The sequence below is a fragment of the Streptococcus oralis subsp. dentisani genome (assembly GCF_002096615.1).
In the GTDB taxonomy this organism is placed as follows: Bacteria; Bacillota; Bacilli; order Lactobacillales; family Streptococcaceae; genus Streptococcus; species Streptococcus oralis_U.
In genome coordinates, this window is the sequence record NZ_NCUX01000028.1 from 13,663 (window position 1) to 29,981 (window position 16,319).

The 16,319-nt window shown below is 43.2% G+C and carries 18 protein-coding genes; all 18 read left to right on the forward strand.

The window, feature by feature from the left end; all coding sequences use genetic code 11:
* Nucleotides 1–3 precede the first annotated feature (3 nt).
* The 18 genes from B7708_RS02070 (at nt 4) to purH (ending at nt 16,309) form a co-directional block, all read left to right on the forward strand.
* The gene (locus B7708_RS02070; RefSeq protein WP_038806549.1) at nt 4–240 is read left to right on the forward strand and encodes an acyl carrier protein; all 237 of its coding nucleotides are present in this window, start codon (nt 4–6) and stop codon (nt 238–240) included.
* A gap of 398 nt (nt 241–638) precedes the next feature.
* Nucleotides 639–782 (forward strand): class IIb bacteriocin, lactobin A/cerein 7B family, encoded by a 144-nt coding sequence (locus B7708_RS02075; protein WP_000180822.1) that lies wholly within the window; start codon nt 639–641, stop codon nt 780–782.
* Between the two features lie 15 nt (nt 783–797).
* Nucleotides 798–956 carry a class IIb bacteriocin, lactobin A/cerein 7B family gene (locus B7708_RS02080; RefSeq protein WP_001056955.1) on the forward strand — a complete coding sequence of 53 codons (159 nt, stop codon included), beginning with the start codon at nt 798–800 and terminating at the stop codon, nt 954–956.
* A gap of 13 nt (nt 957–969) precedes the next feature.
* Complete coding sequence (locus tag B7708_RS09910; RefSeq protein WP_164497054.1) at nt 970–1,146, forward strand: hypothetical protein; 177 nt, start codon at nt 970–972, stop codon at nt 1,144–1,146.
* A 209-nt stretch (nt 1,147–1,355) separates the two neighbouring features.
* Nucleotides 1,356–1,511 carry a hypothetical protein gene (locus tag B7708_RS09915; RefSeq protein ID WP_000732134.1) on the forward strand — a complete coding sequence of 52 codons (156 nt, stop codon included), beginning with the start codon at nt 1,356–1,358 and terminating at the stop codon, nt 1,509–1,511.
* Between the two features lie 38 nt (nt 1,512–1,549).
* Nucleotides 1,550–1,762 carry a bacteriocin immunity protein gene (locus B7708_RS02085; RefSeq protein ID WP_084973391.1) on the forward strand — a complete coding sequence of 71 codons (213 nt, stop codon included), beginning with the start codon at nt 1,550–1,552 and terminating at the stop codon, nt 1,760–1,762.
* Nucleotides 1,763–1,842: 80 nt separating this feature from the next.
* A complete protein-coding gene (locus B7708_RS02090) occupies nt 1,843–2,031 on the forward strand; it encodes a hypothetical protein (RefSeq protein WP_084973393.1) in 189 nt (62 codons plus the stop codon).
* A 24-nt stretch (nt 2,032–2,055) separates the two neighbouring features.
* Nucleotides 2,056–2,265, forward strand: coding sequence for a bacteriocin immunity protein (locus B7708_RS02095; protein WP_084972027.1), 210 nt, complete (start codon nt 2,056–2,058; stop codon nt 2,263–2,265).
* Nucleotides 2,266–2,589: 324 nt separating this feature from the next.
* Nucleotides 2,590–2,784, forward strand: a complete 195-nt coding sequence (locus B7708_RS10005; protein ID WP_084973397.1) for a hypothetical protein — start codon at nt 2,590–2,592, stop codon at nt 2,782–2,784.
* Nucleotides 2,785–2,950: 166 nt separating this feature from the next.
* A complete protein-coding gene (gene comA / locus B7708_RS02110; protein ID WP_084973399.1) occupies nt 2,951–5,104 on the forward strand; it encodes a peptide cleavage/export ABC transporter ComA in 2,154 nt (717 codons plus the stop codon).
* A 12-nt stretch (nt 5,105–5,116) separates the two neighbouring features.
* Entirely contained in the window at nt 5,117–6,466 is a 1,350-nt protein-coding gene (comB, locus tag B7708_RS02115; RefSeq protein WP_084973401.1) for a competence pheromone export protein ComB, read from the forward strand.
* A gap of 167 nt (nt 6,467–6,633) precedes the next feature.
* Nucleotides 6,634–7,341: a phosphoribosylaminoimidazolesuccinocarboxamide synthase gene (gene purC / locus B7708_RS02120; protein WP_000043285.1), complete on the forward strand. Its 708-nt coding sequence runs from the start codon at nt 6,634–6,636 to the stop codon at nt 7,339–7,341.
* Nucleotides 7,342–7,378: 37 nt separating this feature from the next.
* A complete protein-coding gene (locus tag B7708_RS02125; protein ID WP_084973403.1) occupies nt 7,379–11,104 on the forward strand; it encodes a phosphoribosylformylglycinamidine synthase in 3,726 nt (1,241 codons plus the stop codon).
* Nucleotides 11,105–11,197: 93 nt separating this feature from the next.
* Nucleotides 11,198–12,640 (forward strand): amidophosphoribosyltransferase, encoded by a 1,443-nt coding sequence (gene purF, locus B7708_RS02130; protein WP_084973405.1) that lies wholly within the window; start codon nt 11,198–11,200, stop codon nt 12,638–12,640.
* Between the two features lie 40 nt (nt 12,641–12,680).
* The gene (gene purM, locus B7708_RS02135; protein ID WP_084973565.1) at nt 12,681–13,703 is read left to right on the forward strand and encodes a phosphoribosylformylglycinamidine cyclo-ligase; all 1,023 of its coding nucleotides are present in this window, start codon (nt 12,681–12,683) and stop codon (nt 13,701–13,703) included.
* Nucleotides 13,700–14,251: a phosphoribosylglycinamide formyltransferase gene (gene purN, locus B7708_RS02140; protein WP_084973406.1), complete on the forward strand. Its 552-nt coding sequence runs from the start codon at nt 13,700–13,702 to the stop codon at nt 14,249–14,251. Before purM ends, purN begins: the two co-directional genes overlap by 4 nt.
* Before the next feature lie 44 nt (nt 14,252–14,295).
* Entirely contained in the window at nt 14,296–14,760 is a 465-nt protein-coding gene (locus B7708_RS02145; protein ID WP_084973408.1) for a GNAT family N-acetyltransferase, read from the forward strand.
* Between the two features lies 1 nt (nt 14,761).
* Nucleotides 14,762–16,309: a bifunctional phosphoribosylaminoimidazolecarboxamide formyltransferase/IMP cyclohydrolase gene (gene purH / locus B7708_RS02150; RefSeq protein WP_084973410.1), complete on the forward strand. Its 1,548-nt coding sequence runs from the start codon at nt 14,762–14,764 to the stop codon at nt 16,307–16,309.
* Nucleotides 16,310–16,319 lie beyond the last annotated feature (10 nt).

Sequence of the window (16,319 nt, forward strand, 5' to 3'; positions counted from 1 at the left end):
AAGATGACAGAAAAAGAAATTTTTGACCGTATTGTAACCATTATCCAAGAGCGACAGGGAGAAGACTTTGTCGTGACAGAAGCCTTGAGTTTGAAAGACGATCTAGATGCGGACTCAGTGGATTTGATGGAGTTCGTCCTAACGCTAGAAGATGAATTTGGTATCGAGATCAGTGATGAGGAAATTGATCAACTACAAAGTGTGGCAGATGTGGTCGGAACTATTAAAGGTAAGATATAGCAAAAAGCAACATGCAAGTCATGTTGTTTTTTTATTTACAGAAAAAAGAAAAACGTTAAAATTTTTAGTAGAAATTGCGAATAGAGAGATGAGAAAGAAAAAAGGAGGAACGTTCATGTACATGCCAATCTTGTATCCATGGTTCATTAAGTGGTTTTTAAAATAAAAATGAAATAGTTGATCATTTTCAAATTGTTTTTCGAATAGATAGGTAAGAAGAAAAGGAAGGAGACTACGCGATGTATTTACCAATCTTATTGCCATGGTTTATCAAATGGTATTTAAAATAAATGAACAGGAAGGGAGAAAAGATTTCAGTAATTTATCCAATCTGGTTTTTAAAATGGTTTAAAGCCTAGAAACTGTAAACTAAAAAAATAAAAATAAAGGAGAAAAAGATGACAAATTTTGACAAAATGGAACAAAACTTTGTAGCTCTCACAGAAGAAGAGTTGATGGATGTTGATGGGGGTTCTGTTACTGCTGTGGTAGTAGGAGGCATCTTACTTATTGGCGGTATTGCTTGGGGATACTTTATGTGATAATAGGAGGATAAAATGAATATGAATAATTTAAATAATTGGCCAGAGTTGACAGAAGACGAATTGATGAATACTGATGGAGGCGTGATCACATTCGCTACGATTGGTATTGGAGTGACTATTTTCCTTGGCGGTAGATTAATCGGGCAAGATTTAAAGCGTAGGTTTGGATAAAAAGTGATTAGGTATGAAAAATCGAAAAAATTTAATAGGCGTGCTTTTAATCGGTTTTGGAGCACTCTGCGTTCTAGGTGATTTAAATGTAATTACCTTTAAGGTTGATCAGTATGTAGGCTCAGAATTATGGATTCCAATCCTTATTTTAATGATGAGTTATTTGGATTCAGGCGAAAACAAGGTTTAAAGAGAACTATTGTTAGCACGTGGGAAATACTATTGAATAGTCATCTTTTAGTTACTATCAATAAAAAAAGAACTAAAAAAATGGAGAAATAAACGAAGATTTCAGAAAAATTTTCAGTAATTATTATATCAGCTTCAGGAATAGTAGAGCTTTTGGTTGGAGTAGCTATTGAATTAGCTAGTATTATTTAAAAAGGAGAGAATGGAACAATGAAAAAACTGGATGAAAAATTTGACATCATGACAGAAGCAGACTTATCCGTTACTGAAGGAGGCATCGTTGTTACTACTTCAACAGCAATAGCTTGGGGTATTTTAGGAGTCGCTTCTTATATGTATGGGCGTTATCTAGGAAGTAGACGTTAAGCTAAAAATTTGGGATAAAGTATGTAGGGAAATTAACCATGAATCACAACATTAATCTCAATACACTCTTACCTAAATTAGCCACTATAGTTCCTTTGTTGGCAATCGGCCTGCATCTCGCGCTTCATCTGATTCGTACAGGTTCATTAGTATCCTTTAATTGGCAGTGGACTTTAGCTGGTTTGTTTGCTTCGGGCTATTTTGGTATTTTTTGCAAAGATTTGTCAAAAAATAATCAAAACTATAAATGATCAATCTGAATCAAAAGGATTTTGTGCATGTGAATGGCGTAGTTTTTCCGCCTTTCTTATCAGGTAAATAGGAGTATACCATGAAAAAATTCTTATTAGGTTTTGCTGAGGGATATTTTATTGCATCACTCATTATCTACATCGCAACGTATTTGATTTTGAAAAATCCGATCAATACCTTGTTTTATCCAGAAACCTATCCAATTCTGCTTGGTCTGTTTTATCTAGGATACAAGTACAAAACAAAAGAAAGTACGATTGGAAATTGATGGACCATCAGATTGGAGTTTGGGATGAAAGTTGTTCAATTACTAGGAAAAGCTTGGCCAGAGACCACTGTATTGTTTAGCTCGATGGCTTATCTAATTATTAGAATCGTAGCTGATGTAAACAAGATACATCTACCTACATGGTTTGAATCTTTTGATATACCTACGATTTCAGTATTCTTGATAATCTTTATCTTACTTTATAGAAGTGAAGAAAAAGATAATAAACGATGACAACATGAGTCTGATTTCTGTAGCTTCAGTATAAGAGAAATATTGGAGTGTTAGACCAATGAACCGTAATCTACATTTAGTTAGGATGGTGTCCGTATGTTAAAAAAGAAGTGATGTTATTAGGGGGGCTTCTACTAGTACGTATTGTACTACCGATCCTTCAAGTTTTAATGGACTATAAGCTATTACCAGGAAAGTATGGTGTAAATTTTATGGAAGTTTCAGACTTGTTCTCTTATCCCCTACTTCTTTTAATCATTTACATAGCGGTAAAATACCATACTATCCAGAAAATAACGGCTGAAGAAGGCAATGAGGACGAAAATGACTAAGATTTTAAAATCTATTCTTGTATTCACTTTCCTATTTTTAATGAATATTCTCATCTTTACGATACTAGCAACTCTTGGATTTCAGGTGACAATGAGTGAAAGTAGTTATCTGGTACCCCCTGTGTTTTCGTTTATCGTTTTATATACCATTCACAAAAGAAGTGGGAAAGGTAAGAAATCTGTGTAATTGAATGATCTAGGCAGGACTCTTGTTCTGCCTATTTTCTTTGACAAAAAGTGCTGTTTAGGCGTGGATATTGTTTTTTCAGAAATAATTCCCTTATTTCTTCTTTGTTTGGTTAAAATAATCTTACAAAGTTTTTTTAAGAGATTATTAGAAAAAGGAGATGGATATGAAATTTGGAAAAAGACACTATCGTCCCCAGGTGGATCAGATGGATTGTGGCGTGGCTTCCTTGGCTATGGTATTTGGCTACTACGGTAGTTATTACTCCTTGGCTCATCTACGAGAGTTAGCCAAAACGACCATGGATGGGACGACTGCTTTGGGTCTTGTAAAGGTAGCAGAGGAACTTAGTTTTGAAACACGGGCTATCAAGGCGGATATGACGCTCTTTGACTTGCCAGATTTGACCTTTCCTTTTGTAGCCCATGTGCTCAAGGAAGGGAAATTGCTCCACTACTATGTGGTGACAGGTCAGGATAAGAAGACCATCCATATCGCTGATCCAGATCCTGGTGTCAAGCTGACCAAGATTTCCCGTGAGCGATTTGCGCAAGAGTGGACAGGGATTAGTCTCTTTATGGCGCCATCTCCGGACTATAAGCCCCATAAGGAGAAAAAACAGGGGCTCCTATCCTTCTTGCCGATTTTACTTAAACAGCGTGGGTTAATTACCAATATCGTCCTAGCGACACTCTTGGTGACCCTAATCAATATTGTGGGCTCCTACTATCTTCAGTCCATCATTGATAGTTACGTACCAGACCAGATGCGTTCGACGCTGGGAATTATTTCTATTGGTTTGGTCATCGTCTATATTCTCCAGCAGATTTTGTCCTACGCGCAGGAGTACCTCTTGCTGGTTCTTGGGCAACGCCTGTCAATTGATGTGATTTTGTCCTATATCAAGCATGTTTTTCACCTGCCAATGTCCTTTTTCGCGACACGCAGGACAGGAGAAATCGTGTCTCGTTTTACAGATGCCAACAGTATCATTGACGCGCTAGCGTCGACCATTTTATCTATCTTTTTGGATGTGTCGACGATTTTGATTATCTCGCTTGTCTTGTTTTCACAAAATATGACGCTCTTTTTTATTAGTCTGCTTGCGCTTCCCATCTATACAGTGATTATCTTTGCTTTTATGAAGCCTTTTGAAAAGATGAATCGGGATACCATGGAAGCCAATGCGGTTCTGTCTTCTTCTATCATCGAGGACATCAACGGTATTGAGACCATTAAGTCTTTGACCAGTGAGAGTTCGCGCTATCAAAAGATTGATAAGGAATTTGTAGCTTATCTGAAAAAATCCTTTACCTATAGTCGGGCAGAAAGCCAGCAAAAGGCTCTGAAAAAACTTGCCCAGCTCCTGCTCAATGTTGCCGTTCTCTGGATGGGAGCAGTTCTTGTCATGGATGGGAAAATGAGTTTGGGTCAGCTGATTACCTATAATACTTTGCTTGTTTACTTTACCAACCCTTTGGAAAATATCATCAACCTGCAAACCAAACTTCAGACAGCGCAGGTTGCTAATAATCGTCTTAACGAAGTCTATCTAGTAGCTTCGGAGTTTGAGGAGAAGAAAACAGTCGAAGATTTGAGCATGATGAAGGGAGATGTGACCTTTAAACAAGTCCACTATAAGTATGGCTATGGTCGTGACGTCTTGTCGGATATCAATTTGATGATTCCCCAAGGTTCTAAAGTAGCTTTTGTGGGGATTTCAGGGTCAGGTAAGACGACCTTGGCCAAGATGATGGTTAACTTTTACGACCCTAGTCAGGGAGAGATTAGTCTGGGCGGTGTCAATCTTAATCAGATTGATAAAAAAGCCTTGCGCCAGTATATAAACTATCTACCTCAACAGCCCTATGTCTTTAACGGAACGATTTTGGAGAATCTTCTCCTTGGAGCCAAGGAAGGGACGACACAGGAAGATATCTTACGAGCAGTTGAATTGACTGAAATTCGGGAGGATATCGAGCGCATGCCACTGAATTATCAGACAGAATTGACTTCGGATGGAGCAGGTATTTCTGGGGGGCAACGGCAGCGAATTGCTCTGGCGCGTGCTCTTTTAACGGATGCGCCTGTTCTGATATTGGATGAGGCGACCAGCAGTCTGGATATCTTGACAGAGAAGCGGATTGTCGATAATCTCATGGCTTTGGATAAGACCTTGATTTTCATTGCCCACCGCTTGACTATTGCTGAGCGGACAGAAAAGGTTGTTGTTCTGAATCAGGGCAAGATTGTCGAAGAGGGCACCCATGCAGACTTGCTTGCTCAAGATGGTTTTTATGCCCATTTGGTGAATAGCTAGAAAGAGGAGAAGATGAAACCAGAATTTTTAGAAAGTGCGGAGTTTTATAATCGTCGTTACCATAATTTTTCCAGTCGGGTGATTTTACCTATGTCACTTCTGCTCATGTTTTTACTGGGATTTGCAGTTTTTGCAGAGAAAGAGATTAGTTTGTCTACCAGAGCGACAGTCGAACCTAGTCGGATTATTGCCAATATCCAGTCGACTAGCAATCAACGCATCGTGGCCAATTATCTGGAAGAAAACAAGTTGGTCAAGCAGGGGGAACTACTCGTTCAGTACCAGCAAGGGGCGGAGGCTGTCCAGGTAGAGGCATATGCCAGTCAATTGGAGATGCTAAAGGATCAAAAAAAGCAGTTGGGGTATTTGCAATCCAGTTTGAAAGAGGGGAGCGATCAATTTCCAGAGGCGGATAAGTTTGGTTATCAGGAGATGTTTAGAGACTATCTCAGCCAAGCTAGTAGTCTTAGGAGCAATGTTTCGCAGCAAAATGCCAACATCTCCTCGCAGAATGCGGCAGCAAGTCAGAGCCAGGCCGAGATTGGCAATCTTATCAGCCAAACAGAGGATAAAATCCGAGACTACAAAACAGCTAAGTCGGCGATTGAAAAGGGAGATCAACTAGATAGTCAGAATCCAGCCTACTCTTTCTATCAGACCTATAAAAACCAAGGTGAAGAAGATCCGCAAGCTAAATCGCAAGTTATTGCGCAAGTGGATGCACAAATTGCCCAGCTAGAGTCTAGTCTAGCTACGTATCGTGTGCAGTATGCGGGATCTGGAGCTCAACAGGCCCACGCAACGGGACTGGATAGTCAACTGGAATCACTCAAGTCTCAGCACTTAGTTAAAGTCGGTCAGGAATTAACTCTTTTGGATCAGAAAATTTTGGAGGCGGAATCGGGTAAGAAAGTCCAGGGAGGTCTCCTCGATAAGGGGAAGATTACAGCAAGTGAGGATGGGGTACTTCACCTCAATCCTGAGACTAGTGAATCTACGATGGTCGCAGAAGGAACCCTGCTAGCCCAACTCTACCCATCCTTGGAAAAAGAAGGAAAAACCAAACTCACAGCCTATCTCAGTTCAAAAGATGTTGCTAGAGTCAAGATTGGGGATTCTGTCCGTTATACTACGACTAATGATGCGAAGAATCAAATTTTCCTGGATTCCAGGATTACAAGTATTGATGCGACAGCTACAAAGACTGAACAAGGAAATTTCTTTAAAATTGAGGCGGAGACTAATTTAACTTCGGAGCAGGCTGCAACACTTCGTTATGGTTTAGAAGGCCGCCTGCAGATGATCACAGGGAAGAAAAGCTATCTCCGTTATTTTTGGGATCAATTTTTGAATAAAGGGTAATATTCGTGTTTTCAGAGGATAAATGATTTTAAAACTGTAAGAAGAGTTCATCTTGCAGTTTTTCTTTACGCTTAAAATAGGGAAACGTTATTTATTCGTAAAAACCTTGAATTTTTCATACTTTTGTGGTAGAATGTGCTCAAGTAAAACGAAAGGCGAACTTTAAAATGTCAAAACAACTAATCTATTCGGGAAAAGCCAAGGATATCTATACAACTGAGGATGAAAATCTCATTATTTCAACTTACAAGGACCAGGCGACTGCTTTTAACGGTGTCAAGAAAGAGCAGATTGCGGGCAAGGGAGTCTTGAATAATCAGATTTCATCTTTTATTTTTGAGAAATTAAATGCGGCTGGTGTAGCGACTCACTTTGTGGAGAAACTTTCGGACACGGAACAACTCAATAAAAAGGTTGAGATTATTCCTCTAGAAGTTGTGCTCCGCAACTACACGGCTGGATCCTTTTCAAAACGTTTTGGCGTAGAAGAAGGTATTGCATTTGAGACTCCAATTGTCGAATTTTACTATAAAAATGATGATTTGGATGATCCCTTTATCAATGATGAGCATGTGAAATTTCTTAAAATTGCGGATGACCAGCAGATTGCTTACTTGAAGGAAGAAACGCGTCGTATCAATGAACTTTTGAAAGCTTGGTTTGCTGAGATTGGTCTCAAATTGATTGACTTTAAGCTAGAGTTCGGTTTTGACAAGGATGGTAAGATTATCTTGGCAGACGAATTTTCACCAGATAACTGCCGTTTGTGGGATGCGGATGGCAACCACATGGACAAGGATGTTTTCCGCCGTGGCTTGGGTGAATTGACTGATGTTTACGAGATTGTCTGGGAAAAGTTGCAGGAATTGAAATAATCTGTTTGCAAGAGCTGAAATAAAGGAATAAGAATTGATGGATAAACGTATTTTTGTTGAAAAAAAGGCTGATTTTCAGGTCAAGTCAGAGAGTTTGGTAAGAGAACTCCAGCACAACTTGGGACTGTCAACTTTGAAAAGTATTCGCATTGTGCAAGTTTATGATGTCTTTGATTTGGCTGAGGACTTGTTTGCGCCTGCAGAGAAACACATCTTCTCTGAGCAGGTGACAGACCATGTCTTGGACGAATCAGCCGTGCAAGCGGATCTTGCTAACTATGCTTTCTTTGCCATTGAAAGCCTGCCAGGGCAGTTTGACCAGCGTGCAGCTTCGTCACAGGAAGCCCTGCTTTTGCTGGGGAGTTCGAGTGATGTGACAGTCAACACAGCCCAACTTTACTTGGTTAATAAAGATATTGATGCGACTGAGTTGGAAGCGGTCAAGAACTACCTGCTCAACCCAGTTGATTCTCGTTTCAAGGACATCACGACAGGGATTGCCAAGCAGGAATTTTCTGAGTCAGACAAGACCATTCCTAAATTGACTTTCTTTGAAAGTTATACGGCAGAAGACTTTGCTCGCTACAAGGCAGAGCAAGGGATGGCCATGGAAGTGGATGATTTGCTCTTTATCCAAGACTATTTCAAGTCAATCGGGCGCGTGCCGACTGAGACGGAGCTCAAGGTTTTGGACACTTATTGGTCTGACCACTGCCGTCACACGACTTTTGAGACGGAGTTGAAACAGATTGATTTCTCAGCTTCTAAATTCCAAAAGCAATTGCAAGCGACTTATGACAAGTATATTGTCATGCGTGAGGAACTAGGTCGGTCTGAAAAGCCACAAACCTTGATGGATATGGCGACTATTTTTGGTCGTTATGAGCGTGCTAATGGTCGTTTGGACGATATGGAAGTGTCTGACGAAATCAATGCATGCTCGGTTGAAATCGAAGTGGACGTTGATGGTGTCAAGGAACCTTGGCTCCTCATGTTTAAAAACGAAACCCACAATCACCCAACGGAAATCGAACCATTTGGTGGTGCTGCAACCTGTATCGGTGGCGCCATTCGTGACCCGTTGTCAGGCCGTTCATACGTTTACCAAGCTATGCGTATCTCAGGCGCTGGTGATATTACAGCTCCGATTTCGGAAACTCGCGCTGGTAAATTACCACAACAAGTCATTTCTAAAACAGCGGCTCACGGTTACTCTTCTTATGGGAACCAGATTGGTCTGGCAACGACTTACGTTCGTGAATACTTCCACCCAGGTTTTGTAGCTAAACGCATGGAGCTAGGTGCCGTTGTCGGTGCTGCTCCTAAGGGTAATGTTGTCCGTGAAAAACCGGAAGCCGGTGATGTGATTATCTTGCTAGGTGGCAAGACTGGGCGTGATGGTGTCGGTGGTGCGACAGGGTCTTCTAAGGTTCAAACAGTTGAGTCTGTAGAGACTGCTGGTGCAGAGGTTCAAAAAGGGAATGCCATCGAAGAACGCAAGATTCAACGTCTTTTCCGTAATGGCGATGTCACTCGTCTTATCAAGAAGTCCAACGACTTTGGTGCAGGTGGTGTCTGTGTGGCCATCGGTGAATTGGCAGACGGTCTTGAAATCGACCTTAATAAGGTTCCTCTTAAATACCAAGGTTTGAACGGTACAGAAATTGCCATTTCTGAATCACAAGAACGGATGGCAGTTGTGGTGCGTCCTGAAGACGTAGATGCCTTCGTTGCGGAATGTAATAAAGAAAATATTGACGCTGTTGTTGTGGCAACAGTGACTGAAAAACCAAATCTAGTCATGCACTGGAATGGTGAAACGGTTGTCGACTTGGAACGTCGTTTCCTTGATACAAACGGTGTGCGCGTAGTCGTTGATGCCAAGGTTGTGGACAAAGATGTCAACCTTCCAGAAGAGCGCACAACAAGTACTAACACACTTGAAGCAGATACTCTTGCGGTTCTGTCTGATCTCAACCATGCGAGTCAAAAAGGATTGCAAACCATCTTTGACTGTTCGGTCGGTCGTTCAACGGTCAATCACCCACTTGGTGGTCGCTACCAACTCACACCAACTGAAGCATCTGTTCAGAAATTGCCAGTTCAGCACGGGGTGACTCACACTGCGTCTGTCATGGCGCAAGGATTCAATCCATATGTGGCAGAATGGTCTCCATACCACGGTGCGGCTTATGCGGTTATCGAAGCAACTGCTCGTTTAGTGGCTGCTGGTGCAAACTGGTCCAAGGCTCGTTTCTCTTACCAAGAGTATTTCGAGCGCATGGACAAGCAAGCAGAGCGTTTCGGTCAGCCAGTAGCCGCCCTTCTAGGCTCTATTGAAGCACAAATCCAGCTTGGCTTGCCATCTATCGGTGGTAAGGACTCTATGTCTGGTACCTTTGAGGAATTAACCGTACCACCAACCTTGGTTGCCTTTGGGGTGACGACGGCAGATAGCCGTAAGGTCCTCTCTCCTGAGTTCAAGACTGCTGGTGAAAATATCTACTACATTCCAGGCCAAGCCTTGGCACAAGAGATTAATTTTGATTTGATTAAGTCTAACTTTGCTCAATTTGAAGCCATCCAAGCTAGCCACAAAGTAACATCTGCATCAGCTGTTAAATATGGTGGTGTAGTTGAAAGCTTGACTCTTGCTACCTTTGGGAATCATATTGGTGCAGAGGTGATCTTGCCTGAACTTGAGACAGCTTTGACAGCTCAATTGGGCGGATTTGTCTTCACATCTCCTGACGAAATCACTGGAGTGGAGAAAATCGGTCAAACGAAAGCAGACTTTACACTCCTTGTCAACGGTGTGAAGTTAGATGGACAGAAACTTGACAGTGCTTTCCAAGGAAAACTGGAAGAAGTTTACCCAACTGAATTTGCCCAAGCTAAAGAACTTGCAGAAGTGCCAGCTGTCGCTTCTAACGCAGTCATCAAAGTCAAGGAAACTATTGAGAAACCTGTGGTTTACATCCCAGTCTTCCCAGGAACCAACTCAGAATATGACTCAGCCAAGGCCTTCGAAAAAGAAGGCGCAGAGGTCAATTTGGTGCCATTTGTGACCTTGAATGAAGAAGCTATTGTCAAGTCAGTTGAAACCATGGTTGACAACATCGGCAAGGCAAACATCCTCTTCTTTGCAGGTGGATTCTCAGCTGCGGATGAGCCGGATGGATCAGCTAAGTTTATTGTCAATATCCTTCTTAATGAAAAAGTGCGTGCAGCCATTGATAGTTTTATCGCTCGTGGTGGCTTGATTATCGGTATCTGTAATGGATTCCAGGCCTTGGTCAAATCAGGTCTTCTTCCATACGGAAACTTCGAGGATGCCAGCAGTACTAGCCCAACCCTCTTCTACAATGATGCCAACCAGCACGTGGCCAAGATGGTGGAAACTCGGATTGCCAATACCAACTCACCATGGTTGGCTGGTGTGCAAGTGGGCGATATCCACGCCATTCCAGTATCACACGGTGAAGGGAAATTTGTTGTGACGGCTGAGGAATTTGCGGAGCTCCGTGACAATGGTCAAATCTTTAGTCAATACGTTGATTTTGACGGCAAACCAAGTATGGACTCTAAGTACAATCCGAATGGTTCTGTAAATGCCATCGAAGGAATCACTAGCAAGAGCGGTCAAATTATCGGTAAAATGGGACACTCAGAACGTTATGAAGACGGTCTCTTCCAAAACATCCCAGGAAATAAAGACCAGCACCTGTTCGCATCGGCGGTTAAATACTTTACTGGAAAATAAGATTTGCGGTTTTTTTGATAGACAATATCCGTAATGTAAAAGCCAGGTAGCTCTAGCTCTTGGTGCTACACAAATAAAAATTAGGTATAAAAAATGACATACGAAGTAAAATCTCTTAATGAAGAATGTGGTGTTTTCGGTATCTGGGGACATCCAGATGCTGCGAAAATGGCCTATTTTGGGCTCCACAGTCTTCAGCACCGTGGTCAGGAGGGGGCAGGAATCCTCTCCAATGACCAAGGGCAACTAAAGCGCCATCGTGATATGGGGCTTTTATCAGAAGTGTTCAGAAATCCAGCTAATTTGGATAAACTGACTGGAACGAGTGCGATTGGGCATGTGCGTTATGCGACTGCTGGCGAAGCTTCTGTGGATAACATCCAGCCCTTCCTCTTTCGCTTTCATGATATGCAGTTTGGGCTAGCCCACAACGGAAACCTGACCAATGCCGAATCGCTCAAGAAAGAATTGGAACAAAGAGGTGCTATTTTCAGTTCAACTTCGGACTCGGAAATCTTGGCACACCTCATTCGTCGCAGTCACAATCCGAACTTGATGGGCAAAATCAAAGAGGCGCTCAGCCTTGTCAAAGGTGGATTTGCTTATATCCTGCTGTTTGAGGACAAGTTGATTGCTGCGCTTGATCCTAATGGTTTCCGTCCACTTTCTATTGGGAAAATGGCCAACGGAGCGGTGGTGGTTTCGTCAGAAACCTGTGCTTTTGAAGTCATTGGTGCCGAGTGGATTCGTGATGTGAAACCAGGGGAAATTGTGATTGTGGATGACAATGGGATTCAGTATGATAGCTATACGAATGATACCCAGTTGGCGATTTGCTCTATGGAGTATATCTACTTTGCCCGCCCTGACTCCAATATCCATGGTGTCAATGTCCATACGGCTCGTAAGAGAATGGGAGCGCAACTAGCGCGTGAATTCAAGCATGAGGCGGATATTGTGGTCGGTGTGCCAAATTCCTCGCTCAGCGCAGCCATGGGATTTGCAGAAGAATCTGGTCTGCCAAATGAAATGGGGCTGATCAAAAACCAATACACGCAACGCACCTTTATCCAACCGACTCAAGAATTGCGGGAGCAAGGGGTACGGATGAAACTGTCTGCCGTTTCGGGTGTTGTCAAAGGCAAACGTGTGGTTATGATTGATGATTCCATTGTTCGTGGGACAACCTCTCGCCGTATCGTTCAGCTTTTGAAAGAAGCAGGTGCTTCTGAGGTTCACGTTGCTATTGGAAGTCCTGCGCTAGCTTATCCATGTTTCTACGGGATTGATATCCAGACGCGTCAGGAGCTGATTGCGGCTAATCATACGGTCGAAGAAACCTGCCAAATCATTGGTGCGGATAGCCTGACCTATCTTTCGATTGATGGCTTGATTGATTCGATTGGGATTGAAACAGATGCGCCGAACGGTGGTCTCTGTGTCGCTTACTTTGACGGTGACTACCCAACTCCTCTCTACGACTATGAGGAAGAATATCGTAGAAGTTTGGAAGAAAAGACCAGTTTTTACAAATAGGCGGATAACGATTTTCCATTAAAGGAAAGGAATGAACAAAATGACGAATAAAAATGCTTATGCCCAGTCGGGTGTGGATGTTGAAGCGGGTTATGAAGTTGTTGAACGGATCAAAAAGCACGTAGCTCGTACGGAGCGTGCAGGTGTCATGGGAGCTCTGGGTGGTTTCGGTGGCATGTTTGACCTTTCAAAGACGGGGATCAAAGAACCCGTCTTGATCTCAGGGACTGACGGTGTCGGAACTAAGCTCATGTTGGCTATCAAGTATGACAAGCACGATACCATCGGGCAGGACTGTGTGGCCATGTGTGTCAATGATATCATCGCTGCAGGTGCGGAGCCTCTCTATTTCCTCGACTATGTGGCGACAGGGAAGAATGAACCAGCTAAGCTAGAACAAGTCGTTGCTGGTGTAGCAGAAGGCTGTGTGCAGGCAGGCGCTGCCCTCATCGGTGGGGAAACGGCTGAAATGCCTGGTATGTATGGCGAAGATGACTACGACTTGGCTGGATTTGCGGTTGGCGTGGCTGAAAAATCTCAAATCATTGACGGTTCAAAAGTGGCAGAAGGTGATGTTCTTCTCGGACTTGCTTCAAGTGGGATTCACTCAAATGGTTACTCACTCGTTCGTCGTGTCTTTGCCGACTATACAGGTGAGGAAGTTTTGCCAGAATTGGAAGGCAAGAAACTCAAGGATGTTCTTCTTGAGCCAACTCGTATCTATGTCAAGGCTGTATTACCACTCATCAAGGAAGAGTTGGTCAATGGAATTGCCCACATCACAGGTGGTGGATTTATCGAGAATGTCCCTCGTATGTTTGCGACTGACCTAGCTGCTGAGATTGAGGAAAGCAAAGTTCCAGTGCTTCCGATTTTCAAGGCTCTTGAAAAATACGGTGAAATCAAGCATGAAGAAATGTTTGAAATCTTCAATATGGGTGTGGGACTCATGCTGGCAGTTAGCCCTGAAAATGTAGGTCGCGTCAAAGAATTGCTGGATGAACCAGTCTATGAAATTGGTCGCATCGTCAAGAAAGAAAACGAAAGTGTCATCATCAAATGAAAAAAATAGCGGTTTTTGCATCTGGTAATGGCTCAAATTTTCAGGTGATTGCGGAACAATTTCCAGTGGAGTTTGTCTTTTCAGATCATCGTGACGCCTATGTGCTGGAGCGTGCAGACAAGCTTGGCGTTCTGTCCTATGCTTTTGAACTCAAGGAATTTGAGAACAAGGCAGACTATGAAGAAGCTCTAGTCGAACTCTTGGAAGAACACCAGATTGACTTGGTTTGTCTCGCAGGCTACATGAAAATCGTTGGACCAACCTTATTGGCGGCCTATGAAGGTCGAATCATCAACATTCATCCAGCCTACCTGCCCGAATTTCCAGGAGCTCATGGGATTGAGGACGCTTGGAATGCTGGTGTTGGTGAGAGCGGCGTGACCATTCACTGGGTGGACTCGGGTGTGGATACAGGCAAGGTTATCAAACAAGTCCGTGTACCACGTCTATCTGCTGATACCATCGAAAGCTTTGAAGCTCGTATTCATGAGGCAGAGTACAAGTTGTATCCAGAAGTGTTGGATAGCTTGGGAGTGGAGAGAAGGTAAGAAGTAAATCAAGTTTTGATTGCGCAATCTTGCTAGGAGAAAAAATGATTGAACTGAAATTGGTAGATGAGAGCAGTTTTCAGGCAGTGCTGGATTTGAAAATATCAGAAGCTGATGAACGAGCACATTTCGTAGCTCCAAATGTGCGCTCTTTAGCTGATGCATGGCTCTACCGGAAAAACGAAGATGTGTTTCCGATGGCAATCTATTGGGATAAGCAAGTGGTTGGCTTTCTCCTGCTAGAAATAGACAAGGATGAAGCGGAATACTTTATCTGGCGGATAATGATTGGTCAGCAGTACCAAGGAAGAGGTTATGGTCGAAAAGCCTTGGAAGTTCTAATCAAAGAGGCTCAGATGGATAGAGCTTGCAGTCATATTACCGCAGATTATGTGGTTGGAAATGAAAAAATGAAGCACCTGTTGACTAGTCTGGGTTTTCAGGAAACAGGATTTATAGAAGAAAATAACGAAGTCGCTATGCGTTTGGATCTAAAGAAAGAGGAATAGAATGACGAAAAAAGCCTTAATCAGCGTCTCAGACAAAGCGGGCATTGTTGAATTTGCCCAAGAACTTAAAAAACTCGGTTGGAAGATTATCTCGACAGGTGGGACCAAGGTTGCCCTTGATAATGCTGGGGTGGAGACCATTGCGATCGATGATGTGACGGGCTTCCCAGAAATGATGGACGGTCGTGTCAAGACCCTTCACCCAAATATCCACGGTGGTCTCCTCGCTCGTCGTGACTTGGATAGCCACCTTCAAGCGGCTAAGGACAATAAGATCGAATTGATCGACCTTGTAGTTGTCAACCTTTATCCTTTCAAGGAAACGATTCTCAAACCAGACGTGACGTACGCTAACGCAGTTGAAAACATCGATATTGGTGGGCCATCTATGCTTCGTTCAGCAGCGAAAAACCACGCTAGCGTAACGGTTGTAGTAGACCCTGCTGACTATGCTGTGGTTCTTGAAGAATTGGCAGCAAATGGTGAAACTACTTATGAAACTCGCCAACGTTTAGCAGCCAAGGTTTTCCGTCACACAGCAGCTTATGATGCCTTGATTGCAGAGTATTTCACAGCTCAAGTCGGAGAAAGCAAGCCTGAAAAGCTCACTTTGACCTATGACCTCAAGCAACCAATGCGTTATGGGGAAAACCCTCAACAAGATGCAGACTTTTACCAAAAAGCCTTGCCAACGGATTACTCGATTGCTTCAGCGAAACAGCTCAACGGTAAGGAATTGTCCTTCAACAATATCCGCGACGCTGATGCGGCCATTCGTATTATTCGTGATTTCAAAGACCGTCCAACCGTTGTAGCTCTCAAACACATGAACCCGTGCGGTATCGGTCAAGCTGATGACATCGAAACTGCTTGGGACTACGCTTATGAGTCTGACCCAGTGTCTATCTTCGGTGGAATCGTCGTTCTCAACCGTGAGGTGGATGCTGCGACTGCTGAGAAGATGCACGGCGTTTTCCTCGAGATTATCATCGCACCGAGCTATACCGATGAAGCGCTAGCCATTTTGACCAACAAAAAGAAAAACTTGCGCATCCTTGCCTTGCCATTTGATGCTCAAGAGGCTAGTGAGGTAGAGGCAGAATACACAGGTGTGGTAGGTGGACTGCTCGTGCAAAACCAAGACGTGGTCAAGGAAAGCCCAGCTGACTGGCAAGTGGTGACCAAACGTCAACCAACCGAGACAGAGGCGACTGCCCTTGAGTTCGCTTGGAAAGCTATCAAGTACGTCAAATCAAACGGGATCATCGTGACCAATGACCACATGACACTTGGTGTTGGCCCAGGTCAAACTAACCGTGTGGCTTCAGTCCGCATCGCCATTGACCAAGCTAAAGACCGTCTTGACGGCGCTGTTCTTGCTTCAGATGCCTTCTTCCCATTCGCGGATAATGTAGAAGAAATTGCTAAAGCAGGAATCAAGGCCATCATCCAGCCTGGAGGCTCTGTCCGTGACCAAGAATCCATCGAAGCAGCGGACAAATATGGCTTGACAATGGTATTTACAGGTGTGAGACATTTTAGACATTAAAAAACGAAAG

Coding starts and splice junctions, on each gene's coding strand:
- B7708_RS02095 (WP_084972027.1), top strand. CDS start 2,056: ATGAAAGTTGTTCAATTACTAGGAAAAGCTTGGCCAGAGACCACTGTA.
- B7708_RS02085 (WP_084973391.1), top strand. CDS start 1,550: ATGAATCACAACATTAATCTCAATACACTCTTACCTAAATTAGCCACT.
- purN (WP_084973406.1), top strand. CDS start 13,700: ATGAAAAAAATAGCGGTTTTTGCATCTGGTAATGGCTCAAATTTTCAG.
- purM (WP_084973565.1), top strand. CDS start 12,681: ATGACGAATAAAAATGCTTATGCCCAGTCGGGTGTGGATGTTGAAGCG.
- B7708_RS02075 (WP_000180822.1), top strand. CDS start 639: ATGACAAATTTTGACAAAATGGAACAAAACTTTGTAGCTCTCACAGAA.
- B7708_RS09915 (WP_000732134.1), top strand. CDS start 1,356: ATGAAAAAACTGGATGAAAAATTTGACATCATGACAGAAGCAGACTTA.
- purC (WP_000043285.1), top strand. CDS start 6,634: ATGTCAAAACAACTAATCTATTCGGGAAAAGCCAAGGATATCTATACA.
- purF (WP_084973405.1), top strand. CDS start 11,198: ATGACATACGAAGTAAAATCTCTTAATGAAGAATGTGGTGTTTTCGGT.
- B7708_RS09910 (WP_164497054.1), top strand. CDS start 970: ATGAAAAATCGAAAAAATTTAATAGGCGTGCTTTTAATCGGTTTTGGA.
- B7708_RS02125 (WP_084973403.1), top strand. CDS start 7,379: ATGGATAAACGTATTTTTGTTGAAAAAAAGGCTGATTTTCAGGTCAAG.
- B7708_RS02145 (WP_084973408.1), top strand. CDS start 14,296: ATGATTGAACTGAAATTGGTAGATGAGAGCAGTTTTCAGGCAGTGCTG.
- comB (WP_084973401.1), top strand. CDS start 5,117: ATGAAACCAGAATTTTTAGAAAGTGCGGAGTTTTATAATCGTCGTTAC.
- B7708_RS02070 (WP_038806549.1), top strand. CDS start 4: ATGACAGAAAAAGAAATTTTTGACCGTATTGTAACCATTATCCAAGAG.
- B7708_RS10005 (WP_084973397.1), top strand. CDS start 2,590: ATGACTAAGATTTTAAAATCTATTCTTGTATTCACTTTCCTATTTTTA.
- B7708_RS02080 (WP_001056955.1), top strand. CDS start 798: ATGAATATGAATAATTTAAATAATTGGCCAGAGTTGACAGAAGACGAA.
- comA (WP_084973399.1), top strand. CDS start 2,951: ATGAAATTTGGAAAAAGACACTATCGTCCCCAGGTGGATCAGATGGAT.
- purH (WP_084973410.1), top strand. CDS start 14,762: ATGACGAAAAAAGCCTTAATCAGCGTCTCAGACAAAGCGGGCATTGTT.
- B7708_RS02090 (WP_084973393.1), top strand. CDS start 1,843: ATGAAAAAATTCTTATTAGGTTTTGCTGAGGGATATTTTATTGCATCA.